The sequence below is a fragment of the Blastomonas fulva genome (genome assembly GCF_003431825.1).
In the GTDB taxonomy this organism is placed as follows: domain Bacteria; phylum Pseudomonadota; class Alphaproteobacteria; order Sphingomonadales; family Sphingomonadaceae; genus Blastomonas; species Blastomonas fulva.
The window spans coordinates 2,721,600-2,745,672 of sequence record NZ_CP020083.1 but is presented as its reverse complement, the minus strand read 5'-3'; the positions used below and the strand labels follow the sequence as shown (position 1 = coordinate 2,745,672).

The following is a 24,073-nucleotide window of genomic DNA, read 5'->3' as shown; positions in this document are numbered from 1 at the left end:
CATTTTTTAGGAGAAGACCAAATGGCCGAAGCCAAATTTCCCAAGATCACCGAGCAAGGACTGGATGATTTGCGCACGCGTATCGGCGTGAAGATCGAAAACACCGTCGAGCCGTGGAACTATGAGGCGACGCGAGATGCGATTCGCCACTACGCCCATGGCATTGGCGACGACAATCCGCTGTGGTGCGACCCGAATTACGCCAAGACCACCAGATATGGCGATGTCGTCGCGCTTCCCAGCTTCCTGTTCACCACGAGCCGCCTAATATCGGGCTATTGTGGCGGCCTGTCGGGCGTGCATGCGATGTGGGCCGGAGCCGACTGGACCTGGCACAAGCCGGTGATGCGCAACGATACCATTCGCACCGAGGCGTATCTCAAGGACCTGATCGAGCATCAGACCAAGTTTGCCGGACGTTCATTCCAGCAGATATATCACGTCGATTTCTTCAACCAGCATGGCGACATGGTGGCAGAAGCCGACAGCTGGGTGTTTCGCACCGATCGTGATATCGCGCGCGAACAAGGCACCAAGTACACCGAAAGCCGCGGCCGCGTCGAACAGCTGAGCGACGAACAGCTTGCCGAGTGGGGTAAACTCTACGCCAACGAAGAAATCCGCGGCGCAAACCCGCGCTATTGGGAAGACGTCAAGGTCGGCGACGAACTGCCGCGCATGATGAAGGGGCCGATGACGGTCACCGGTTTCATCTGCTACGCGCAGGGCTGGGGCGGTCTTTACATCCGCGCCAACAAGCTCGCCTGGCAGATGCAGCAGGCGCACCCCGGCCTGGGGATCAAGAACCGCTTCAACGTGCCCGATTGCCCCGAGCGCGTGCACTGGGACGAAGCCTTCGCTCTCGAAGTGGGCGCTCCAGGTGCGTATGATTACGGCCCGGAACGCAATAGCTGGCTGACACACCACATTACCAACTGGATTGGCGATGATGGCTTCCTGCACAAATCCAAGTGCCAGATCCGCCGCCACAATCCCGATGGCGACGTAATCTTCATCGACGGTCAGGTGATCCGCAAATTCGAGGAAAACGGCAAGAAGTACGTCGAAATCCAGCAGCAGGCCGTTACGCATCGTGACGAGGTTTCAGCCTTTGGTACTGCTATCGCGGAACTGCCCAGCAAGCCTGCCTGAAATTGATCCGTCTGCAAAGAGCCAGTCCGGGCAAGCGCAAGGGCCGGGCTTTTACCCCAGACGCGCTACCCACAGTAAATGAAGAGGGCCGCAGCATCGACATGCTGCGGCCCTCTCCTGTTTGAGCGTGATGCCCCGCCTTTACCCCATGGTCGGGATGATGAACGCGTTGCTGGCATCATCACCGCCATCGGGCCACCTGGCGGTCACGGTCTTGACCTTGGTCCAGAAGCGGACGCCTTCCATTCCGTACTGGTTCTGATCCCCAAAGCCGGACCGTTTCCAACCGCCAAAGCTGTGATAGGCGACCGGAACGGGGATCGGCACATTGATGCCAACCATGCCGACATTCACACGCGCAGCGAACTCCCGCGCTACGTGGCCGTTTCGCGTAAAGATGGCGACACCGTTGCCATATTGGTGCTGGCTTGGCAGCGCGAGCGCGGTTTCGAAATCCGGCGCGCGCACGATCTGCAAAACAGGTCCAAAAATCTCCTGCTTGTAGCTTTCCATATCTGCAGTGACATGGTCGAGCAGCGTCGGGCCGATGAAAAAGCCCTGCTCTTGCCCCTGCAGCACCAGATTGCGACCATCGATCACCAGCTCGGACCCCTCGTCCACCGCAGTCTGGATCCAGCCTTCGACCTTCGCCTTATGCTGCGCTGTGACGACTGGCCCGAAATGCGCATCGGCATCGGTCGAGATGCCGACCTGCAGCGCGTGGATGGCCGACACCAGCTTCTCGCGCAGCCGTTCGGCGGTTTCTTCGCCTACCGGGACGACCACGGGTAGCGCCATACAGCGCTCGCCCGCCGAACCGAATGCTGCGCCGCAGACGTCATTCACCACCTGATCCAGATCGGCATCGGGCATGACGATGCCATGGTTCTTCGCCCCGCCCATCGCCTGGACACGCTTGCCTGCCGCGACGCCCCGCGAATAGACATATTGGGCGATATCGGACGATCCCACGAAACTGACTGCGGCGATGGCCGGGTGGTCCAGGATGGCGTCAACCATCTCCTTGTCGCCATGAACCACCTGGAATATTCCGGCGGGAAGCCCTGCCTCCTGAAACAGTTCGGCAAGCCGATTGGGCACGCTGGGATCACGCTCGGAAGGCTTCAGGATGAACGCATTGCCGACAGCCACGGCGACCGCGCCCATCCATAGCGGGATCATTGCGGGGAAGTTGAACGGCGTGATCCCTGCCCCGATGCCGATGGGCTGGCGCATCGAATACACATCGATCCCCGGGCCCGCCCCTTGCGAGTATTCACCCTTGAGAGCGTGAGGAATGCCGCAGCAGAATTCCACCACCTCAAGGCCACGCTGGATGTCGCCGCGGGAATCGGCGATCACTTTTCCGTGCTCGGCTGACAGCATCTCCGCCAGTTCGTCGATGTGTCTTTCGATCAGCGCCTTGAAACGGAACATGACACGCGCACGGCGCTGCGGGTTGGTGGCTGCCCAGGCAGGCTGCGCAGCCTGCGCCGCCGAAACCGCCTGTGCCAGCACGGCAGCATCGCCCAGGCCTACCCGTGCTTGAACGCCGCCGTTGTTGGGATCAAGGACATCGCCAAAGCGCGCGGCCGGGGGCATTTTTCCGACGATGAAATGATCGATCTGCCGCATGTCTCTACCTCGCATAACCCACGTTACATGCCGCGTTGCACAATGCTTCGGCTCGCGTCCAGAAGGCTGGCGAAAGCATCGATAGGGCGATGCGGAGCGGTCGATTCATTCATGATCTCCGCCCGATCGTTAAAAAAAGGGGCCGATGGTTCACCATCGGCCCCTGGGCAGGAGAAAAGACTGAAGGCTGAGTGTCAGAATTTGCGGGAAACCCCGAGCTTGATAACTCGACCAAGGGTAAAGTTGTTGTAGCTCAGATTGTTGGTGTTGGCGCGGCGGATCGTCTGCGGCTCTTCCTCGAACACGTTGTCGACAATCAATCTGAACGACGTGCCATTAAGAACACCGCCCGACTCACCGATGTCGTAGCCAAAGAACAGGTTAGCTGTAACGAATGGATCGACCACTTCGACCTGCCCCAGATTATTGACCGCCTGGTCCCGGAACTTGCCAGAATAATTGAGCGTAACCCGAGCGGAAAACGCCCCGTTGTTCCATCCGACAAAGCCGGTTGCAGAAAATTCGGGCGATCCAATGCCAAGCTGGTTGGTAGTCACGCCACCAGTGGTCAAGATTGCCTTGGTCTGCTTGGTGCCGCTGACGCCAAACGCCAGGCGACCGATGCTGCTTTCGGTCTGGTAGGACAGATTGAAGTCGATTCCTTCAATCGTTGCGGCGTTCAGGTTGGTGATCCGGGTATCAACGACCAGACCGATATTGGAGGCCACTTGCTGAGCACCCAAAGCCGCCCCGTTCGTCAAACTATCCAGGATTGCTGCATACTGAGAAGCGGTAACATTGTAGGTATAGAGTTCAGGGTTGGTAGTATAGGTGCTCACGATAGAGGGATTGAGCGCACCAAGCGCGTTATCGAGATCGATCGAGTAGAACTGACCGCCGAAACGAAGCCCCTGCATCGGCGTGGCGTTGAAGCCAATCGCATAGCTTTCTGCGGTCTGTGGTCGCAGATTAGGGCGTGAACCCTGGAGCACCAGGGCGCAGGTGCCCTGTCGGCTTGTGTCGCGACCGAGCGGATCGACCGGCCGCTGCGCCGGGTTGGTGCTGCCCGCGACGTAGATGCCGCAAGCAAAACGGCCAGTTCCTATGGCCAGATTGTCAATCGCGGTTGGAGCATTGAATGACGTGTTCCAGTGTCCATAGATGCTCAGCCACGATACGGGTTTGAGGTCGAACCCGATGCTGGGGTTCGTCGTCGAACCGAAGTCGCTATAATCGTCAAAGCGGAGCGAACCGTTTAGATCGATAAACGAAAAGACCGGCAGTGAAACTTCAGCAAACACCGATTTGGCGTTGCGCACGGACTTCATGAACGGCACCGCCGAAATCGATCCAAATGGCCCCTGCGACAGGCGGCTTTCGGCGTTGTTGTCCTGATATTCGATGCCGACGGCAAGCTTCGCATCTCCGCCGGGAAGAGCAAACAGAGGACCATCCGCAACAGTCCGGAACATGAAGAGTTCCTGCGTCGTCTCCTGGGCATTGGTGAAGTTGGTGATGCTGTTGATGACGTCCGCACTCGCCGCAGCGACGTTGCGCGGATTGAGCAAACCTGCGTTTACCGCAGCCTGCGCTCTCACCGTGTCAACATTGGGAAACGACTGATAGTTGGTCGAACGACCGAAATGCGCACTGGAGCGCACCAGCCACTCCCCACCGACGTCGAAGGTCAGTTCAGGTGTCACGCCCCACGTTTCAAAGCCGACCTCGTTCGGCGTGTTCTCATAGGCTGCATTCGGGCCAAACGAAAAGCTGGTGCCGCCCAGAATTGTAACGATCGTGCCGGGAGGCGGGTTGTTTGCCGGAGGGACAAACACCTGTGCCGCTGTGGTGAAGCCGCGCGGGAAAACCGCAATGTCGGTATCGCGCTTGGTGAAGTAGGCAGTGACACGAAGATCGATGTTGTCGGCAACCTGCTGGGACAACGCCGCAAAAACGCTCGTGCGCTCTTGCTTTGGAAGATACGTCGCACCAGCCGTCGCATCGCAAGGCGTTCCGATCGGGAAGGTCCCTGCTCCGGGAGCCGCAGGGTTGCTGGTAAACTGGTTGGCCGCAGGCCCGAACTTGAAGAAGCGGACTTCGGTACCGACCGGATTGGGACACTGGGTGAAGCTGAACCGCGCATTACCCTGGGCATCGAAAACCTGGCCGGATGCCCAATCGGTTTGTCCGTTGAGAATGCCATTGCGCTCAGAATGGGTCACCGAAACATAAGCATTGCCCGTTGCCCAGCTTTGCCCGGCCGTTATTGAGGCATCCCAGACGTCATAGGCATCGATTGTCGTGCCAAAGCCGTAGTTTGCATCGACCTTGATACCTTCAAACTTCCGCAGCGTACGGAAGTTGATGACACCGGCGACCGCATCGGCACCGTAAAGCGACGACCCGCCGTCGGTCACCACATCGAGACCTTCGATCACGGCAGCGGGGAGGACGTCAGGATCGATCGATGCCTGGTTTACACCCAGCGGCGTCGCGCGCATGCCGTCTATCAGCACAAGCGTAAGGCCGCCCGACGTCTGGTTGACCCCTGGCAGATTGCGCAGATTGGGGCGGTTGATCGACGTGCCCGAGCCAACGACGCCGCGTGGATCAACTTCGAAACGGCCGTTGAAGGCATTTGAGATTTGCGGGATGGCACCCAGCAGTTCGTTGGTGGAGCTTGCGCCGCGCTCGATGATTTCCTGGGAATCAACGCTGAGGGTCTGCGATCCGACGGCGGTGGTTCCGCGGATGAGTGTACCGACGACGACGATGTCTTCCTTCTTGCCGCCTTCGTCGGCGGCTTCGTCAGCTTCCTGTCCGAATGCAGGCATTGCCCATGCTGCGCACAACGCGGTTGCAGCATATAAAGACTGCCTGGCGCGAGATCCCCTCATCACACTCTCCCTTTTTGTCATCTTGCCGGAACTTGAACGACCGGATTTGAGGCCAGGCCTACTGGAGATATGGAGGATATGCTATTGCCGCTGCGACGCTCATCGCCCCAGCGAAATGTTAAACGACACAGGTGTTGCTTAGCGCGCAGGTCTGTCGTGGACTCCGATCAATTATCGGCCATGTTTCTATAGCCTTAGTTCTGATTTGTGGGTGTTTTCGCAGGCTACTACGCCACAGCGATATGCGATTGCGAGCCTCGGTCCGCATGGACAGTATCCGGCGCAATCGTCAGGATTGCTGCATGAAAATGACGATCGAAGACATTATTGCCCGCGAGGAAATCCGGGCCTGCATTGCTCGTGTAGCCCGCGGCGAAGACAGGAGAGACGCCCTCATGATCGAGTCGTCCTTCTGTGCGAATGCGCGCCTAGATTTTGGCGTCTTTGCTGGTGCGTTCGCAGACTATCTGTCTTGGGTTATCCCAGGATCGCAGGCCATCAGCAATACCCAGCACCAGTTGGGCCAGAGCCATATCGAACTTTGCGGCGATACCGCGTTGGTTGAGACGCAGGTTACTTCCTACCACCGCATCGACTACGGCGCTGGTGAAGAACATGATGTAGTCATTGGCGGGCGCTATCTTGACCGGCTGACACTAAGGGAAGGTTCCTGGCGGATCGCAAGCCGGACGATGCTATACGACTGGCATCAAGACTGGGGTAAGTCCGTCGACTGGTCGCAAGGGCTCCTGGGTATGCAATTTAGCGCCCCGCATTTTTCCGGCCGCGCAAAGGGCGACTGGAGCATGGATTTTTTCAATGCAGATTGAGTGTCTTGACCTACAGAGTTGACATCATAGCCACATTTACGACTGCCCAGGATAAGGTAACATGCCTGGCGATACGAACCAACGACCATGCCGAGGGTCATCTGGCTCAGCTTCCCAAGCCGTCGATAATGAAGGCGCGATAATCGCTGGCATTCAGGCGGTAAGGTAATGCGGCCTGATACTCTGCACTGTTATACCAGGCCCTGGCTTTCGCCATGCTCGGAAATTGCAGGATCACCGTCCCATCCGGTGCCTTCCCTTCCAAAGCCTCCGTCGCGCCATAAACAGCGAGCGGCTTGATACCAAAAGGCAAAGAGGAAGGCACGCTTTGCCGGTTCATCGCCTGATAAACCGACATTTGCTCAGGATCGTGCGGCGGCTGATCCCGGATGAACACAACATAGGCAGGCATCACATTATCCCTCTGCTCATACAAAGCTGGCAAGCGCTTGGACATCAAACGGGCAAAGCTCATCCACACGGCCGTGCTGCACCTTGCTTGCCCAGTCAGGATCAACAATCAGCGCTCGTCCGACCGCAAAAAGGTCGAATTCTCCACGCTCCATCCGCGCGACCAGCCGATCAAGGCTGGCCGGCTCGGAACGCTCACCGGAAAAGACATTGATGAAATCGCCCGACAGGCCGACCGAGCCGACACTTATGGTGACAGCGCCGGTCAGCTTTTTGGCCCAACCGGCAAAGTTGAGTCCTTCCGGGCCATCTATTTCGGGAAATTCCGGGGTCCAGAACCGTCGCTGCGAACAGTGCAGAACATCGACACCCGCTTCGACAAGCGGCAACAGCCAGTCGGCCATCTGCGCAGGGGTTTCGGCCAGACGCGCGGAGTAATCCTGCTGCTTCCACTGGCTGACGCGCAATATGATCGGGAAGTCCGGCCCGACCGCCACGCGGACAGCGGCAATCATTTCAGCAGCAAAGCGCGACCGCTGCTTCAGGGTCGCACCGCCATACGCGTCGTCTCTCAAATTGGTGCCACTCCAGAAAAACTGGTCAATCAGATAGCCGTGCGCGCCATGCAGTTCGATGACGTCGAAGCCGAGCCGCTTTGCGTCCGCAGCGCCTTTTGCAAAGGCCGCGACGGTGTCGGCAATGGCCTCCTGGGTCATCGCAACGCCGCGCGGAAAGCCGGGAGCTGAAAGACCGGATGGGCTTTCAACCGGGCTCTCGGGTGCCCAATCGCTGGTCTTGCTTTCGACCGAAGACGCATGCCAGAGCTGCGGGCCGATGGCACCGCCTGCTCGATGAACTGCCTCGGCAACGGGCCGCCACTTTTCCAGTGCGGCGCCGTGAAAGAAGGGAATACCCGGCTCGTTGCGGGCAGCCGGTCGGTCAACCACTGTTCCTTCGGTCAGGATCAGGCCGACGCCACCCCTGGCCCGGCGCTCGTAATAATCAACATGCGCGGTGCCTGGCATGCCGCCTGTCGCGAAGCCTCGGGTCATCGGTGCCATGACAATACGGTTGCGCAGGGTCAGCTGACCCAAGCACACCGGTTCGAACAGGACATCGGTGTTGCAATGTGTCATGTGCTTTTCTCGCTTATGTCTGTGCTACTTCCCCAAACCGGATATGCGCCGAGCGATATGATGAGCCCGCTGCTCACGATTGACGCGACAATGCCGATCACCAGAAACGGGTCATAAGAGCCATAGCTGTCGAATATCAGACCTGCAGCGACAGGCCCGAGCCCGGAACCCGCCGCGATCAGGCTGGCCATCACACCGAACATCGCGCCGAAGTTGCGCAAGCCCCCATAAGCTGAGGTGAGATAGCTTGCGACCTGAAGCTTGGTTCCGGCCGAATAGCCGTTCACCACCATTGCTGCGACGATGATTGGAGGGGAAAGGTTCGGCAGCAGCAGCAGGGCGAATGCCACCGTCGTCATGCCCAAAGTGAGGCCGCCGACCCAGCGCACGTGATAGCGATCCAGCAATGCGCCGGTAATCAGCTTGCCCGCAATACCGGCAAAGCCTGCGATGCTGGAGTAATAAGCGGCAGCGGTGCGGGTTATGCCGGTTGCCCGCAAAATCTCGAACTGGTGGACGTTGAGCGCGATCGTTACGACCATCATGATGAATGTCGAAAGGCCGATGCGCCACAGTGCAGTATCACGCCATGCCTGCGCAATCGAAAGGCCCGGCACATCGAGCAGCGGTCCCTTTGCCTTTTCTCCCGTCATTGCTTGCTTCGATCTGGCGATGGCATAGCCATCAATGAAGAAGAACAGGCAGATCACGAACGTGAATGCGCCCCCACCCAGCCCCAGCCCGATCCACGCGCCGCGCCAGCCGTAGGTGTTGATCAGCCAGTCGGTCAGCGGCGGGAATATGATCTGCGCAACCGCCGTACCCGATAACGTGAGGCCGAGCGCCATCCCCCGGCCTTCCTTGAAGACGCTGGAAATCGCGGCTGTCCATACGGTGGATTTTATCATCACCCCAGCAAAGGCATAGACCGCCCACAACATCATCCACTGAACGGGAGATCCGTTTGCCAGACTGAAGCTGCAGATCACAAGACTGGCAAAGACGATGCCGACCAGTGCCATCCAGCGTGTTCCCCAGCGGTCAATGAGCATTCCGAAAAACGGCGACATCGCAAAGGTCAGCACCGCCGTGATGGATGCCCCCGATGCCTGAAGCGCCCGTCCCCAGCCAAATTCATTGCCCAGCGGCTCCATGAACAGGCCGGTGGTCACGGATACCATGGCGCTGAACCCGAAACCGGCGGAGGCCGCCATGACCAGCGGCCAGTGCTTGCGAAACTCTCCGGGTGAGATGTTAACTCGCTCAGCTATAGTCATCCTGCCGTTATCCCATTGTCCATCTGGATGATCGCCCCGTGGAACCCGCGCGCCGCATCGGATGCGAGATATGCGATCATTTCGGCCATATCCGCGACCTCGACCAGTCCCCTGATCGGGCGGAAACGCGCGAGCAATTCCGCATCGGCTTCGGCGGGCGGCACGAAACTCGCGCCGATTGGGGTGGCCATTCCGCCAGGAGAAATCGCGTTGATGCGGATCGGCTGCTTCAAGAATTCCATTGCCATCGACTTCGTCATCTGCACCAGCCCTGCCTTTGACGCGCAATACGCCGCAGCATAGGCCTCGCCGATATGCGCCGCGAGCGACGCCACGTTGACGATTGCGCCGTTGGTTTTCAGCAGGTGCGGAATGGCAGCCTGGCTGAGCAGGAACGGCGCGGTCAGATTGACGGCCAGTACCAGGTTCCAGTCCGCCAGCGGCATATCATGGCTGTTTGCCAGCCTGAGTATCCCGGCGACATTGCACAGCGCATCCAGTCTACCCAACCGGTCCACCGCTGCTGTCACGCAGGCAGCGCAATTTTCCGCGACGCCAAGATCGGCAATATGCACGACGGCTTGCCGACCCGATGTCTCGACGAGTGCGGCAGTCTGTGCAAGCCCATCGGCCTTGATATCGACGATGCACACATCGGCGCCAGCCCTCGCAAGCGCAACAGCTGTGGCTTGCCCCAGACCGCCGCCCGCACCCGTTACCAGCGCCGCCTTTCCTGTCATGTCCGATGGCATTCCCACAAACGCCTCCCAGTTGCATTTGTACGATGCCGCCATCGTCGCCAATTTCGCTGCTACCGAGCCATCGTCTTACAGAAGCAAGGGCCGGCGCAGGGGGATAGTTTGAGCAAAGGCTTCTAAATCGCCGGCGCGATGCGGCGCTATCCCCGCATGCCAGTGCTTTACCGCACCGGCGATTTCACCCGCGCAAAAGGGCTTTCAGGTGGATTCGCTACCGCGCCCGATACATGACGATGCCCTGCATGAAAGACCGAGACACCAGATGACCTGCCAGCCAACCACCACCCCGCCAGCCGATGGAATCGATTTCGGCGCCTTGCGCGAGAAGTATCGCGTAGAGCGCGAGCGGCGGCTGCGCAGCGAGGGGCAGGCACAATATGTCCGGCCGACAGGCGCATTCGTGCCCGACTATTCGGTCGACCCCTACAAGCCGGTCGAACCGCGCGCACCCATCGACGAGGACATCGAGACGATCGTTCTGGGCGCCGGCTGGGGTGGCATCATGGCGGGCCATCATCTCACTAAACAGGGTGTTACGGACTTCCGGAACATCGATACCGCAGGCGACTTTGGCGGCGTGTGGTACTGGAACCAGTATCCCGGCGTGCAGTGCGACAACGATGCCTATTGCTACCTGCCGTTCCTCGAAGAAATGGGGTTCATGCCTTCGCGGAAGTTCACCGATGGCCACGAGATCCAGGCCTATGCCCGTCAGGTCGCCGAACGGTCGGGCTTTGCCGAACGGGCGCTTTTCCACACCCAGGTCACCTGCCTGACCTGGGACGATACTATCCAGCGCTGGCGTATCACCACCAATCGCGGCGACACCATCCGCGCGCGCTTCGTGATCGTCGCATCGGGCGTGCTCAACATGCCCAAGCTGCCCAATGTTCCTGGCATCGAGCAGTTCAAGGGCAAGATATTCCACACGTCGCGCTGGGACTATGGCTACACCGGCGGCAGATACGGCAACCCGCAGCTGGACAGGCTTGGAGACAAGCGGGTCGCCATCGTCGGGACCGGGGCCACGGCAATCCAAACGGTTCCGCCACTGGCACGCCACGCCAAGCATCTCTACGTCATCCAGCGCACACCCTCGACCGTCGACAAGCGCCCCAACCCGCCCACCGATGTGCAATGGGCCAGCTCGCTCCAGCCCGGCTGGCAGAAGGAAAGGATCGCCAATTTCCACCGCGGTGCGCAGGAGGTTTTCCGCCCCGGCGAGGCCGACCTGATCTGCGATATCTGGACCGAAATAAACCGCAACCTCCAAGCGGAGGTCGCAGCTTTGGGCCGCGAGCTGACGATGGACGAATTCCTCGCCAAGCGCGAGGAGATGGATTTCCGTGTCATGGAGCGGCTGCGCGCGCGCTGCGACGAACTGGTCGATGACCCCGAAACGGCCGAGGCGTTGAAGCCTTACTACTACCACATGTGCAAGCGTCCGCTCTCCAGCGACGAATACTATCCCGCGTTCAACCGCCCCAACGTCACGCTTGTCGACGTGTCTGAGACGCAGGGGCTAGAGGCGATGACCGCGGATGGCTTCATGGCTGGCGGGGTCGAGCACGCGGTCGACTGCATGATCTTTGCCAGCGGCTTTGAGGTGACGTCCGATCTCGAACGGCGCTGGAGCATCCCGGTTTTCGAGGGCCGCGACGGGCTGTCCATCTATGACCACTGGCGCAACGGCCCTTCGACCCTGCACGGAACGATGACCCACGGTTTCCCGAACATGGGCTTTATCGGCTACATCCAAGGCGGCATCAATTCATCTGTCACCGAGCATTTCGGCAGCCAGTGCGCCCATATTGCCTGGATCGTCGGCGAGGCAACACGACGCGGGGCGCGGGTGGTTGAGCCGACCAGCGAGGCACAAGAGGCCTATGTCAGGGCCTACACTGAAATCCGGATCGACGTTTCGGCGATGCAGGCGCGCTGCCCGCCTGGCTATTTCAACAACGAAGGCGAAACAATGCCCAAATGGGCGCTCTTCCCCGGCTGGGGCCATGGCTGGGATCATTTCGAGGCGATGCTGGCGCAATGGCGCGAGACTGGCGCGATGGAAGGGATGGCGTTGACGGCATGAGCAAAAGCAACATCACGCCGGCAGATCTGGATGCCGAACGCGCCGTCACGTATGGGACCGAGCCGTTTCTCTCCGCCGACTACGCGCGGGCCGAGAAACAGCGGCTGTGGCCGCGCGTCTGGCAGATGGCGGGTCGCGAAGAAGACATTCCGAACGTCGGCGACTATATCACCTACGACATTTGCGATGACTCGATCATCATCATCCGCACCGCCCCAGACACCATCAAGGCGTTCTATAACGTGTGCGCGCACCGGGGCCGCCAGCTGATCGACGTGCCAGAGGGCAGCAATGGCGTGCGCGGCCATGCCCGCAACTTCATCTGCGGGTTCCACGGCTGGACTTATGACATCGAGGGCCGCAACACCTACATCCTCGACGAGGATGACTGGCATGGTGCCCTCAACCCCGAATGCACCTCGCTCACGCCCGTGCGTGTCGATACCTGGGGTGGGTTCATTTACGTCGACCAGCGCGAGGAAGAGGCCGAGAGCCTTCAGGACTTCCTCGGCCATGCGGGCCGCATCCTGTCGCACTTCCAGTTCGAGAAGATGCGCTACAAATGGCGGCAGTGGTGCATCTATCCGGCCAACTGGAAGACCTCGATCGAGGCGTTCATGGAGCCATACCATACCACCGCAACCCACCACCAGCTGACCGCCTTTGCCGAATTCTACGCCTATTCCAAGCAGTACGGGCTGCACAGCGTATCCGGCTTCGACCAGCGCAAATCGGCTGAAACCACCAGTCAGGGCGGCTCGGTCAGCCGCGCCGGTAAAGGCGCCGACCCACGCATCTCGACATACGAGCTGGCGCACGAGAACTACACCACGATCAACTATGCCGCGTCCACCGACACGCTGATCAACGCTGCACGAAGATTGCAGGACGAGTTGCCCGAAGGATCCACCGTTGGCGAGGTGATGGCGCACTGGATGGCTTCGGCAAAGGCCGACGACGCCGCGCGTGGGGTCATCTGGCCCGAAATCCCGCCCGAAGTCATGGCAGAAGCTGGCCTCGCCTGGACGCTGTTTCCCAATCAGAACATCCTGCAGGGTGTGACATTCGCGCTGGCCTATCGGGCGCGGCCCTATGGCGACAACCCCGACCTGTGCATTTTCGAGGCTTATGCTCTCGAACGATTTCCCGATGGCGAAGAGCCTGCGACCGAATGGGTCATGGCCGAGCCGACCGAAGAGCAATGGGGCAAGGTCCTCGCCCAGGACTTTGCCAACATGAAATGGGTGCACAAGGGCATGAAGTCGCGCGGTTTCAAAGGCGCGCTACCCAACCCGCACCAGGAACAGAAGATTATCAACGCCCACCGCAACCTTGCCGAGTTCATGGGAACCGGCGGTCCGAGGATTATCACATGAGCTATGAAGACCCCCAGCCGGCTAACACCAAGCCCGTCACCGCAACGTCAGAACTGAAGGTCAAGGCAGGCGGAACGCCGGTCTACAAACGGATTCTGGATCTGCTGGAGGCCGAGGGCATCAAGACCCTGTTCGGCATTCCCGACCCCAATTTCGTCCATCTGTGCCTGGAGGCCGAAGCGCGGGGATGGACCGTGGTTTCGCCGCACCATGAGGCCGCAGCCGGCTTCATGGCAGAGGCAGCCTCACGGATCACAGGCAAGCCTGCGGTCTGCTTCGGCACATTGGGCCCGGGCCTCGCCAACATGATGCCCGCCATCCAGTGCTGCAAGGTCGAGAACTCGCCCGTGATCTTTCTGGGCGGCCAGCGCGCCCGCGTGACCGAACGCCGCGTCCGGCGCGGCCGCATCCAGTTCGTCCGGCAGGAGCCGATGATCGAGGACAGCGTCAAATACTCAGGCGCGATCGAATATGCAGACCAGACCGACGAAGTGATCCGCGAAGCGATCCGCGTTGCGATGTCGGGCACGCCGGGACCTACCTATGTTGAATACCCCTCGCACATCATCCTTGAAGAACTCGACGTACCCGAGGTGCTGCCGCCGCACCGCTATCGCCTGACCAACCAGGGCGCGGACGGTGACCGCATCGCGGAAGCCGCCGAGCTGATCCTGAAGGCTAAGAACCCGATCCTCCTGGTCGGGCACGCGGTCCACACCACCAAGTCCGGCGATGCCGTGCGCGAGCTAGCCCTGAAGATGAACTGCCCGGTCATCCAGACATCGGGCGGTACCAGCTATATCAAGGGCATCGAGGACCGCACGTTCCAGTACGTCTTTTCCGATGCATCAATCGAGGCGGTCGAGGCATCGGACCTTGTCGTTGCGCTGGCCACGGAGCTGGGCGAGCCGGTCCATTTCGGCAAATGGCGGCACTGGTATGCAGGCGAGGCCAACCGCAAGTGGATCTATGTCCAGCAGGATCCGACGGCGATCGGCGTCAACCGGCCGATCGACGTGCCGCTGGTCGGCGATGTCCGCGCGGTTGTGCCGCAGCTGACCCGCGCGCTGGGCGAAGGCCGCGCGGCGGGCGAGGATCTCGCCCGCTTCATGCACGATGGCCAGGCGGAGCTCGACGAACTCGCCGCAGAATCGCTGACCAAGAGCGACGGAACCGGCAATGTTGCGGTCCACACATCGCGGTTCATCGTCGAGGCGACCAAGGCCTTCCCAAAGGATGGCATCATGATCCGCGATGGCGGGGCATCCGTGATCTTCGGATGGACCTATAACCAGTGCAAACCCAATGATGTCATCTGGAACCAGAATTACGGCCATATTGGCACCGGATTGCCCTATGCGACCGGCGCCATGCTGGCGGACATTGCCGAGACCGGCAAGACCCGCCCCGGTATGCTGGTGACATCCGACAGCTCCTTCCTGTTCCACATCGCAGAGCTGGAGGTTGCGGTTCGCCGTAACCTGCCATTGGTCTGCATTGTGGCGGTCGACTTCCAGTGGGGGCTGGAAGTCGGCGTCTACAAGCGCACCTTCGGTCAGGGCACGGCCGAGACCGGCACCCATTGGAGCGACAAGGTGCGGTTTGACAAGATTGCCGAAGGTCTGGGCGCCTGTGGCGAGTACGTCGCGACGGCAGACGGGATCGCCCCTGCCATTGCCCGCGCCTATGCGCGCGGCGGGCCGACTGTCATCCACGTTCCCATCGATCCCAAGGCCAATTCCGAGGAAATGCCCAAATACGACAAGTTCCGCACCTGGTACGCCGAAGGAACCCAGTAAGCCGCTTCCGGCGGCTTTCCTGCCTCAATCCGGGGTAGGAAAGCCGCCAAAATCCTTGAGCATCGCGACAAACTGATCGACCTGTCGCGGCGAATAGCGACCAAGTTTCGACAGGATGTCGCGCGCCATGGCCGCGCGCGCCTCACCACAGACCCGCTCACCAGCCTCTGTCAGAACCAGGGCAGTGCGACGCTTGTCGTGCGGATCCTGCTCGGCGTGGATCAGGCCGGCGTCCTGCAACCGCGTGATTTCCTTGGTGATCAGGCTGCGGCTGACCTGCAGCGCCGATGCGAGTTCGACCGGATAGACCAGTCCGCCCTGTAGCAGGCTGAGGATGAAGGGGGATTGCTGGGAGATGCCATGCTTCTGCGCGACCTTCTGCGCGGCGGCGCGGATCGGCCGCTGGGCAAAGACCAGGCCCTCGATGATCGCGCGAAGGTCCTGCCACTGCGCATCGTCGAGCCCGGCGGCGGGTAGCGGGGCATGGCTTTCCTGTTCGTGCCTTGCCGAAAGGACACGCGCGAGTATCTTGTCCCTGGGTTCTTTTGTCACAGCCACAAGCCGTTGCTTACACTCCACGCGAGCAACACTGCAACCCCGGCGGCGAAAGTCGCGGCGACCATTTTCGAAGGACGCGGTTCTGCCATCGCCTCATCTATTTGCCGATCTCGTCCGCTGATCATGGGTGTCAGATAGTCCCTGCGCCTTGCCAACAAGTAGAACAGCACGGCAGCGACATGCAGGCCGGTGAGCCAAAGCAAGGCGTTGAAGGATGCCTCGTGCCAAGCAGCAGCGGCCCGGCCGGTATCGAACGAGACCAGGAAGGACAGCGGTCCCGATTCAAGCCCGTCGACATCGGTTGCAAACAGCCCCGTGCCAATTTGCGCACTCAGCGCCAGCAGCATCGCAACGACACTCAGCGCAGACAGCGGAGAGTGACCCACTGATGGCTGGTGCAGCCTGCCGCGCAATTGTGCCACCACTGCGCCGGGGCCCTTGACGAACGACGCGAACCGCGCGGTATCGCCGCCGATCAGACCCAGGATCAGGCGGAACGCGAGCATTGCCAGCATGCACAGGCCAGACCTGTAGTGCAGGTCCATCCGCCCGTTTTCCGCGCTCCACCATGAGAAGGCGAAGCAGCCAACCGCCAGCCAATGGAAGCTTCTGACAGACAGGTCCCAGACGCGCACGCCCCTTGACATTGCCTTACCCGGGCTTCCGCGCAAACGACCCGCAGACACCGCCGGCAGCAACCGGACCCCCGGTCAACAGCTGGCACGTACCGCAGGCGCCGCTGCCGGCAGTGAAAAAGGCGCATTCGCTGCATTGCTTGCCCGCATCGCCCGACACGTCAACATAGCCGAGCGAGCGCCGCCGGTTGCGCTGACTAAGGCCGAGGGTTGCCGGGTCGTAGCATCTGGCTGGTGCGGCCTGTGCGAAGACGCTTGGCGACGTCGCAGCGAGCATCACGAGCCCGACCTGGGCGATCAGGCCGCGCCGTGCGATCAGAGGCATGTCACTCGCCACCGTCAAGCAACCAGTTCGCTGATGGTCTTGCTGGTCTCAAGGCTCTTGGTGCCCCAGCGGTCGAGAGGCACGCCCATCACCTGCTGCAGCGTCAAGCCGACGCGGCTGACCGGTGACCCCAGACCATCCACATAGATGCCGGTCTTCAGCTTTCCACCGCCGCTGCCCGCCGTCATCATCGGGATGTTGTCGATAGTGTGGAACTTGGCAAACTCGGTCTCCGAATGGGCCAGCACCAGGGTATTGTCGAGCAGGGTCCGGTCGCCCTCCTTAACCTGATCGAGCGCGCCGACGAAGTAGACCCAGGCCTCCATGATCCTGGTGAGGAAGTAGGTCGCCTCGGGCTGATAGCCCAGCGTGTTGTCCAGCGGCTCCTCATGGGTCAGCTGGTGGTGGGTGATGGTGCTGCCTATCCGCGTCAGCGACGACGCGCCGTTGTTGAACATCATGTTGAACACCCGGGTCTGGTCGCAGGCTAGCGCCATTACCACCAGATCCGCCATCAGCTTGTGGTTGATCAGAACATTTTCGATCTCGGCATTAACCGCGCGATTGGGTGCGCCTTTGGGAACGGCGCACGATTGCAATGGTTCGGGCCTGGTCAGTTCGACCTCGAGCTGGTTTTCCAGCTGGCGCACAGAGGTGTAATACTGGTCGAGCTTGTGTCTATCTGCAGCCCCGACCATCTTTTCCAGGTCCTTGCGCTGATCAGTGACCGAGGACAGCACGCTCCGACGCGCCATGACCAGCGGATCGGGTGTGAACACGCTGTTGTTGGGGTCCTTGAAGCCAAGTCCGAAAATGCGCTCGTACAGCCCGGCAGCCGACACCTCCGACGGGTTGAGGTTGCCGCCGCCCCGTCCGCTCAGCGAATTGCGCGGATCGCCGGACGATGACATCTCAAGGCTGCGGAAGCGGGTGCGGGTGCCGATCAGGTCGCTAATCGTGACATCGAAGCTTTCGCCTGGAAGCCCGCGTTCGGCGGTCAGCGCTCGGCCGGTGCGGATCGCCGGGCCACCCGAGGAGTGCGGCAGATTGGGCGCACCATCGAGCGGCACGTTGAAATTGCCCAGAACGTTGATCTTGTGCGCATAGTCGCGGATCGGAGCCAGCTCGGGCTTCAGATCGTAATTCGGACCGGCGACATCGGGAAACCATCTGGTCGGATTGACGCCGAGCCCCCAGAACCACGTTCCGAAGCGCACCGGAACCGGGGCGCCGGTCGCTGCCAGCGCCATGCCATTATTGTCGAGAAAGGCATCGAGCAGGGGCACGCCTACCGCCACCGCTGCGCCATTGAACATGCCCTTGAGTGCGGTACGCCGCGTCAGCCGCTGCTTCATCGCCTTTGCTCCTTCTTGGAAAAGTTCAGTGCAACGGTGGTCGCAGGCGTGCCCAAGGCCGGGTCCGGCCGGACCCGGAACGCCTCGGGCATCGTTGCGATCTTCAGGAAGAGGTTCCTGATGCGATAACCGCCTCCGGCAAAGCCGTTCATCAGCGATTCCACCTGCGCTTCGTCATCTGCGGGGTGCCCGGTAGCATATTCCAGCGCCCGCGAGGCAAGGCACATCGTGGTGTCGGGACTTTCTGCCAGCGCCTTGCCAAGGCCCGATGCGCCTTCGAACTGCGCGCCGTCCATGGCTCCTGAAATATCGATTGGCGTCGCGTTTTCGGCGGTACGGAAGGCACCGATGCCGTCGAAGCGCTCGAGCGTCAGGCCGATCGGGTCGGTTATCTTGTGGCAGGCGGCGCAGACGGGATCGGTGTTGTGCGTGGTGAGCCGGATGCGCGCGGTCGGCATCGCCTTGTTGGCAACGTCCTGTACGGCGGTGAAGTTGACGTTGCCTGGCGGATTGGGCACCGGCTGGCACATCAGCACCTCACGCACCGCACGCCCCCTGAGCGTCGGCGAACTGCGTCCGGAGTGTGAATAGATTGCCAGAAACCCGGCCTGGCCAAGCAAACCGGCGCGGTCGCTACCATTGAGGAATTCATACGGCTCCCAATCTCGGCCGGACTGCACCGGCACCTGGTACAGCGCGCCGAGCGCGCGGTTCATCACCGTGCGCGGCGTTGTGAACAGGGCGCGATAGTCGCCGTCGTCGACCAGCAGGTGGTTGGTAATCGTTCGCAGGGTCTGTTCGGGAAGGGCCTGGGCAACATCCGGCGTGAAATACGGATAGATCACCGGGTCCTTGGCCAGCTCGTCGAACTTCTCGAACAGCAGCATGTCGGCAAAGAATGCGCGGATGCCCTGTTCGAAGCGCGGCGAGTGCACCATCCGGCCGGCCAGCGCTTCCAGCTCCGCCTGGCTTTCCAAGCGCCCCTGCTCCGCTGCCTGCAGCAACACCTCGCCCGGCGTGGTGTTCCAAAGCACGAAGCTCAGCCGAGCGGCCCGCGAATAGCTGTCGAGCTGCCACGCACCGGGTTCGTCCGGGTCAGGGCGAGCGGTCTCGACAATATAGAGGAACCGTGGCGAGACCAGCATGGCAGCCAGTGCAAGCTCGAGCCCCTTGGTGAACGATCCCGTCGCCCGGCTGCTGCGTCCGGCGATGTCGACGAACAGCGCCTTTTCCGCTGCGCTGGGGGGGCGCCGGAACAGATAGCGCCCGATCGGCGTCAATATCCGCGCGGCACAGCCATCGTCGAACACCGCGCCATTGGCAGGCGTGCACGTGACGAACTGGGGACTATGCGCGGCGTCGAACACCTGTGCGGCGATGCCGCGGCCGATTGCATCGAACTGCTCAAGTCCCGCGGGCGAGATGCTGGCATCGCTGGCACCGCTCGCGATCAGCTCGTGCGCGGGGCGGACGATGGGCTCGAACCTGCCCGCCACCCGGATGTCGGGGCCGAAGATATCGGCAATCGTGTTGCGATACTGCGCCTCGGTCAGGCGGCGCATGCCGACGATGCGGGGGCCTTCAAAATCCGGTGCGCTGCTCGCCTGCGTCCCAGGGCCGGTCAGCGCCTGCAGGGCACTTCCAGCGCCAACGACGCCCGCTCCCAGCAGGGCGAGGGTCAACAGGGTCGAAAGTCTGATCTTCATGGCTGCATCCCTTGCCCAGACGTTGCCTCTGCCCCCGCCCCTGCCCCTGCCCCTGCCCCTGCCCCTGCCACGTCGTTGACATATGCAGGGATGGCATTGACTTGCATCGCGCTGGATACAGCGGTGCACTGCCCGGTCTTCGGGTCAGGAATGCCGTCGGCCAGCTTTTTGAGTGTCGCCAGATGCGACGCGCAATCGATACCTGCGCTCACCGCCGCCCCCAAACCGCCGATCGCGGGACTCTGTATCTGTTCGAAGACCGGCCGGTAGCCACCGATCAGCCCGCTCAAGGACCCATCGGGTTTGAACTGCAGCTTCAATCGTCCTGCCCGGAAGGTGAATTTGGTGCGATGACCCCGGATGTCGCGGGCACCGCCCTGGCCCCAGGTCTGGGTCAGGATGATGTCCGCCGGGCGCGTGATCAGCACGCCATCGACAATGCTGCCCCTGAGGGCGTTGCGGTTGCGCGGTGCCACATCGCTGATGGTGAAGCTGGTTCCGCGCAGGAACTGCCCCTTGGTATCCAGTGCCGGGCGATCGGGAGTGTTGCCATAAATCACTTCGACATCAGGATCGTTCTCGAGGCTGTCCACGCCGCGCAGCAGCAGCACCTGGGTCCATTCGCCCGATGCAAAGAACTGGCGGTGCCCCCGCACCAGCTCGCCTTCTGTGCCATCACGCGAGCGTCTTTGGGCGAGGCATCCCATGGCGCGGTATTCCTGGTTGTCGATGCCCGTCTCACCCGAAGGCGAGGTGAATTCCTCATGGGTACAGCTTGGCGCACCGCCATCCAGGTCAAGCCCCCAGCTGACCTTGCTCTGCACGGTCCTGAGCAACGGACGGTCGAAAAGGTCTGGCTGTGAGCAGATGTTGGTGCCATTTGGGCCAAAGGCCTCGGCCTGCCAGCGGTCCTTCAATTCGGCCTCGTTCTCCTGACGAAGCAGCCGCGTGCGCTCCTCGGGCGGGCGAGCTTCCAGATAGGCTTCGCGCATCGTGGGTGACAGGCCTTCCGGACAGGCGTCCATGCCCGGCACGATCGGCGCGTAGAACTGGTCCACGACGAAACCCATCGTGCCGTCTGCAGGCGGCCCGGGCAGGCGCGCCGACCCCTCGCCGGCCCCGTCCTGCGCGCCCAGATGGGCCGCACTGGCAATGCCGAAGACACCCAGCGCAAGAACGGTTGCCGCTTTATGGCGCAGGCGAATGGCGCCACCATGAAATGCTGTAACCATAAAGCCGATATTCCCCATCATGGCCGCAGCGCGGTCGCGCCGGGGGGCAGCGATCGTCCCGTTGCGCCGACGAACACCGGCTGTCCGGCGAACGTCCACTGTGGCTCGTCCCCCGATGCCTGCACTTTCCATTTGCCGATTCCCTGGCTTGCCAGGGCTGCGGCCAGCGGGGTCCAACCTGTGCAGGGGTCCTTGCAACTGCCGGTAAACAGCGGTCGCCCCGCAGCATCGGCCAACAGGTATCCGCCATCGGCATAAACGGCACTCACGCCTGGCGGGGCGACGACCTGCGGCGGTGGAGGCAGATATTTCAGCGTGTTCCACGTGAGGCCTTCGGCGCCCTCGAAGGCCGTCGAACCAGGCCTCTCCCCCTTGCGGATGAAGACCATGTGCCAGCCCTTGTAGACCCATTGCGGCCCCATCGGTCCGCGGATGACCGTCCAGTCGGGCGCCTTGCGGTTATCGATCATCGCTTTGGCATCATGGCCCGGCGCGTCGGGAAATCCGATATCGGGCACCATGCCCTTTGGTGCCAGCACCGGCTGCCACAGCTTCAGGCAATCGGCAGCGCAATAAAACGCAGCATCTGGTGCCCAGCGCAGCACCGTCCGCATGTCCAGACCGTACAGCGTTCGCCCCTTCGCATCGGTATAGACGGGCACCGGCAGCGCCCGGTTGATCGATATTCCGGAAGGGAGCTGGGTGGTGGTCGCCGGCGGGATGGGCAGATCGGCAGGCTGTGCCCATGCAACTGTTGCTCCGGTCGCCAGCAGGGCACCGGCACAAATATGGGCGAGCGCGCGTTTCATGTCTCAGTCCACCTTCGACCGAAACTGGTCGTGACACGCCTTGCAGGTCGCCCCAAGCTTGGCTGCCTCGGCGCGGATGGTGGCCGGACTGCCCTTGGTGGCTGCCGCAAAAAAGCGGTCTGCCGCAACCGAAAACGCATCCTGCGCGGCCCGGAACGGCTTTGGCTTGGTCCAGATTTCTGCCTTGGCGTTGGTCTTCAAGCCTGCGCGCGGTCCAGACCCTGCAGGGAACAGCTGGTACTGTGCCTTGGCCGCATTGCGGATCTGGCGGGCGGACTGCGCAATCAGGACAGCCTGGACATCTCCTCCGCGCAGCCCGTCGTTCACGGCCTTGAAGGCAGCGCCGAGCTCGCGATAGGAATCGATGCGGGATTTCACGATATCGGCGGAGACAGCGAACGCCGGAGCAAAAACGAGACCCGACGCCAGTGCGATCATGACACCTTTTCGTATCGACATCTGCAAAGCTGCTCTCCCTTCTGACGACTGGAATCGTTCACTTGGTGAACTATCTCGCACAGCGCTTGGACGGCAGCAAGCCCAAAATGCGTCTTGCCGATCTGGACAGGGGCAGCGCCTTGAACGTCGCTGGGGCGATGTCGGCAGCTGCCGGTGACAAGCATGACGCCACCGGATAATGACAGCGTATCATTTTTTGGAGACGCCGAAATGCGCAGCTGCACCCAGTTCTACATCGACGGCCAATGGGTTGACCCTGCGATCCCGGCTACCGCCGATGTCATCAACCCGGCAACCGAGGCGGTGTCCGGCACGATATCTTTGGGGTCTGCGCAGGATGTGGATGCCGCTGTGGCCGCCGCGCGCCGGGCTTTCGACGCCTGGTCGCACAGCAGCGTCAAGGACAGGCTGGACCTGCTGCGCGCGATCCAGGCCGTTTATGCCCGGCGCATGCAGGAGCTCGGCGAGGCTGTTTCCGAGGAAATGGGCGCGCCGCTTTCGCTTGGCTGCGGCTTCCAGGTCGGCCTCGGCGCAGGACATCTGCAGACCGTGATCGAGGTTCTGGAGACTTTCCGGTTCGAAGAGCAGAAGGGTCCGACGCTGATCGTCCGGGAGCCGATCGGTGTGTGCGGCCTGATCACGCCATGGAATTGGCCGCTCAACCAAGTCACCGTAAAGGTCTTCCCGGCGTTGGCCACGGGTTGCACCATGGTGCTCAAGCCCCCTCAGCTCGCGCCGTATTCGGCCCAGATCCTCGCCGAGATCATGCATGAAGCGGGAACGCCTGCGGGTGTGTTCAACATGGTGCAGGGCCAGGGCAGCGTTATCGGAACGGCGCTGTCGAGGCACCGGGATGTCGACATGATCAGCTTCACCGGATCGGAGCCGGTCGGAATCCAGATCACCAAGGATGCCGCCGATACCGTCAAGCGGGTCGGGCTGGAGCTGGGCGGCAAAAGCGCCTGGGTCATTCTGGACGATGCCGCCATGGCGGAAAATGTCGCAGCGGCAACGGCGGGCATGATGGTCAATGCCGGCCAGACCTGCTCGGCAGGATCACGGCTGCTGGTCCCGCGCGCTCGCCTGGACGAGGCCCTGGCTGCGGCGAGGAGCGCGTGCGAAGGCGTCACCGTGGGCGATCCGCACGCCGATGTTGCGATGGGGCCCGTGGTCTCCAAGGCGCAGTGGACCATCATCCAGGATTATATCCAGAAAGGTCTGGACGAAGGCGCGACACTGGTCGCCGGCGGTCCGGGACGCCCCGAAGGGCTGACCCGCGGCTTTTATGTGAAGCCCACTGTCTTTGCCTGCACCAACGATGCCGTAATCGCACGCGAGGAGATATTCGGGCCGGTGCTGGTGATTATTGCCTATGATGATATCGATGATGCCGTGGCTATTGCCAACGACAGTGTCTTCGGGCTGGGCGGCTATGTGAGCGGGCAGGATCGCGATACCGCGATCGCCGTTGCCCGCCGCCTGCGCACCGGGGCGGTCTGGGTCAACGGCGGGTTTGATTTCCACGCCCCCTTTGGCGGCTACAAGCATTCCGGCAATGGCCGCGAATGGGGCGAGCACGGCTTCCACGAATATCTCGAAATCAAGTCCATCGTTGGTTGATGCCGCCAGAAGGA

The 24,073-nt window shown here is 61.5% G+C and carries 20 protein-coding genes; 6 read left to right on the top strand and 14 right to left on the bottom strand.

Going from position 1 to position 24,073, the window contains the following annotated elements; all coding sequences use genetic code 11:
• Window positions 1-21: 21 nt before the first annotated feature.
• Complete coding sequence (locus B5J99_RS13045) at window positions 22-1,152, top strand: FAS1-like dehydratase domain-containing protein (RefSeq protein WP_069049833.1); 1,131 nt, start codon at window positions 22-24, stop codon at window positions 1,150-1,152.
• A 141-nt stretch (window positions 1,153-1,293) separates the two neighbouring features.
• On the opposite strand, the gene B5J99_RS13040 is transcribed toward B5J99_RS13045, so the two are convergent.
• Entirely contained in the window at window positions 1,294-2,787 is a 1,494-nt protein-coding gene (locus B5J99_RS13040; protein ID WP_117352621.1) for a CoA-acylating methylmalonate-semialdehyde dehydrogenase, read from the bottom strand.
• Between the two features lie 194 nt (window positions 2,788-2,981).
• Entirely contained in the window at window positions 2,982-5,621 is a 2,640-nt protein-coding gene (locus B5J99_RS13035; RefSeq protein ID WP_162892596.1) for a TonB-dependent receptor domain-containing protein, read from the bottom strand.
• A gap of 365 nt (window positions 5,622-5,986) precedes the next feature.
• On the opposite strand from B5J99_RS13035, the gene B5J99_RS13030 reads away from it, so the two are divergent.
• A complete protein-coding gene (locus B5J99_RS13030) occupies window positions 5,987-6,514 on the top strand; it encodes a nuclear transport factor 2 family protein (protein ID WP_117352619.1) in 528 nt (175 codons plus the stop codon).
• Between the two features lie 106 nt (window positions 6,515-6,620).
• On the opposite strand, the gene B5J99_RS13025 is transcribed toward B5J99_RS13030, so the two are convergent.
• From B5J99_RS13025 to B5J99_RS13010, 4 genes are read right to left on the bottom strand one after another with little or no spacing between them, the layout of a single operon-like run.
• Window positions 6,621-6,926: a DUF1330 domain-containing protein gene (locus B5J99_RS13025; RefSeq protein ID WP_069049829.1), complete on the bottom strand. Its 306-nt coding sequence runs from the start codon at window positions 6,924-6,926 to the stop codon at window positions 6,621-6,623.
• A 16-nt stretch (window positions 6,927-6,942) separates the two neighbouring features.
• Complete coding sequence (locus B5J99_RS13020; RefSeq protein ID WP_117352618.1) at window positions 6,943-8,061, bottom strand: NADH:flavin oxidoreductase; 1,119 nt, start codon at window positions 8,059-8,061, stop codon at window positions 6,943-6,945.
• The gene (locus B5J99_RS13015) at window positions 8,058-9,275 is read right to left on the bottom strand and encodes an MFS transporter (protein WP_162892595.1); all 1,218 of its coding nucleotides are present in this window, start codon (window positions 9,273-9,275) and stop codon (window positions 8,058-8,060) included. The genes B5J99_RS13020 and B5J99_RS13015 overlap by 4 nt, the downstream gene beginning before the upstream one ends.
• Before the next feature lie 59 nt (window positions 9,276-9,334).
• Window positions 9,335-10,078: an SDR family NAD(P)-dependent oxidoreductase gene (locus tag B5J99_RS13010; protein ID WP_245991620.1), complete on the bottom strand. Its 744-nt coding sequence runs from the start codon at window positions 10,076-10,078 to the stop codon at window positions 9,335-9,337.
• A 280-nt stretch (window positions 10,079-10,358) separates the two neighbouring features.
• Between B5J99_RS13010 and B5J99_RS13005 the strand changes: the two genes are divergently transcribed.
• The 3 genes from B5J99_RS13005 to B5J99_RS12995 are packed head-to-tail and all read left to right on the top strand — an operon-like array spanning window position 10,359 to window position 15,360.
• Entirely contained in the window at window positions 10,359-12,185 is a 1,827-nt protein-coding gene (locus tag B5J99_RS13005; protein WP_117352616.1) for a flavin-containing monooxygenase, read from the top strand.
• Window positions 12,182-13,561 (top strand): aromatic ring-hydroxylating oxygenase subunit alpha, encoded by a 1,380-nt coding sequence (locus tag B5J99_RS13000; RefSeq protein WP_117352615.1) that lies wholly within the window; start codon window positions 12,182-12,184, stop codon window positions 13,559-13,561. The genes B5J99_RS13005 and B5J99_RS13000 overlap by 4 nt, the downstream gene beginning before the upstream one ends.
• The gene (locus B5J99_RS12995; RefSeq protein ID WP_117352614.1) at window positions 13,558-15,360 is read left to right on the top strand and encodes a thiamine pyrophosphate-binding protein; all 1,803 of its coding nucleotides are present in this window, start codon (window positions 13,558-13,560) and stop codon (window positions 15,358-15,360) included. Before B5J99_RS13000 ends, B5J99_RS12995 begins: the two co-directional genes overlap by 4 nt.
• Before the next feature lie 24 nt (window positions 15,361-15,384).
• On the opposite strand, the gene B5J99_RS12990 is transcribed toward B5J99_RS12995, so the two are convergent.
• The 8 genes from B5J99_RS12990 to B5J99_RS12955 all read right to left on the bottom strand — a co-directional run bounded on the left by B5J99_RS12990 (window position 15,385) and on the right by B5J99_RS12955 (window position 22,418).
• Window positions 15,385-15,918 carry a MarR family winged helix-turn-helix transcriptional regulator gene (locus B5J99_RS12990; RefSeq protein ID WP_069049824.1) on the bottom strand — a complete coding sequence of 178 codons (534 nt, stop codon included), beginning with the start codon at window positions 15,916-15,918 and terminating at the stop codon, window positions 15,385-15,387.
• Window positions 15,909-16,616: a cytochrome b/b6 domain-containing protein gene (locus B5J99_RS12985; protein WP_245991619.1), complete on the bottom strand. Its 708-nt coding sequence runs from the start codon at window positions 16,614-16,616 to the stop codon at window positions 15,909-15,911. Before B5J99_RS12985 ends, B5J99_RS12990 begins: the two co-directional genes overlap by 10 nt.
• Window positions 16,570-16,830, bottom strand: coding sequence for a high-potential iron-sulfur protein (locus B5J99_RS20070; RefSeq protein WP_425456488.1), 261 nt, complete (start codon window positions 16,828-16,830; stop codon window positions 16,570-16,572). Before B5J99_RS20070 ends, B5J99_RS12985 begins: the two co-directional genes overlap by 47 nt.
• Window positions 16,831-16,892: 62 nt before the next feature.
• Window positions 16,893-18,233 carry a DUF1552 domain-containing protein gene (locus B5J99_RS12975; RefSeq protein WP_117352612.1) on the bottom strand — a complete coding sequence of 447 codons (1,341 nt, stop codon included), beginning with the start codon at window positions 18,231-18,233 and terminating at the stop codon, window positions 16,893-16,895.
• Complete coding sequence (locus tag B5J99_RS12970) at window positions 18,230-19,939, bottom strand: DUF1588 domain-containing protein (protein WP_117352611.1); 1,710 nt, start codon at window positions 19,937-19,939, stop codon at window positions 18,230-18,232. The genes B5J99_RS12975 and B5J99_RS12970 overlap by 4 nt, the downstream gene beginning before the upstream one ends.
• Window positions 19,936-21,171 carry a hypothetical protein gene (locus B5J99_RS12965; RefSeq protein ID WP_211337826.1) on the bottom strand — a complete coding sequence of 412 codons (1,236 nt, stop codon included), beginning with the start codon at window positions 21,169-21,171 and terminating at the stop codon, window positions 19,936-19,938. The genes B5J99_RS12970 and B5J99_RS12965 overlap by 4 nt, the downstream gene beginning before the upstream one ends.
• 17 nt (window positions 21,172-21,188) lie before the next feature.
• Window positions 21,189-21,980 carry a COG4315 family predicted lipoprotein gene (locus tag B5J99_RS12960; protein WP_117352610.1) on the bottom strand — a complete coding sequence of 264 codons (792 nt, stop codon included), beginning with the start codon at window positions 21,978-21,980 and terminating at the stop codon, window positions 21,189-21,191.
• Window positions 21,981-21,983: 3 nt separating this feature from the next.
• The gene (locus B5J99_RS12955; protein WP_162892594.1) at window positions 21,984-22,418 is read right to left on the bottom strand and encodes a c-type cytochrome; all 435 of its coding nucleotides are present in this window, start codon (window positions 22,416-22,418) and stop codon (window positions 21,984-21,986) included.
• A 231-nt stretch (window positions 22,419-22,649) separates the two neighbouring features.
• Between B5J99_RS12955 and B5J99_RS12950 the strand changes: the two genes are divergently transcribed.
• Complete coding sequence (locus B5J99_RS12950) at window positions 22,650-24,059, top strand: aldehyde dehydrogenase family protein (protein ID WP_117352609.1); 1,410 nt, start codon at window positions 22,650-22,652, stop codon at window positions 24,057-24,059.
• Window positions 24,060-24,073 lie beyond the last annotated feature (14 nt).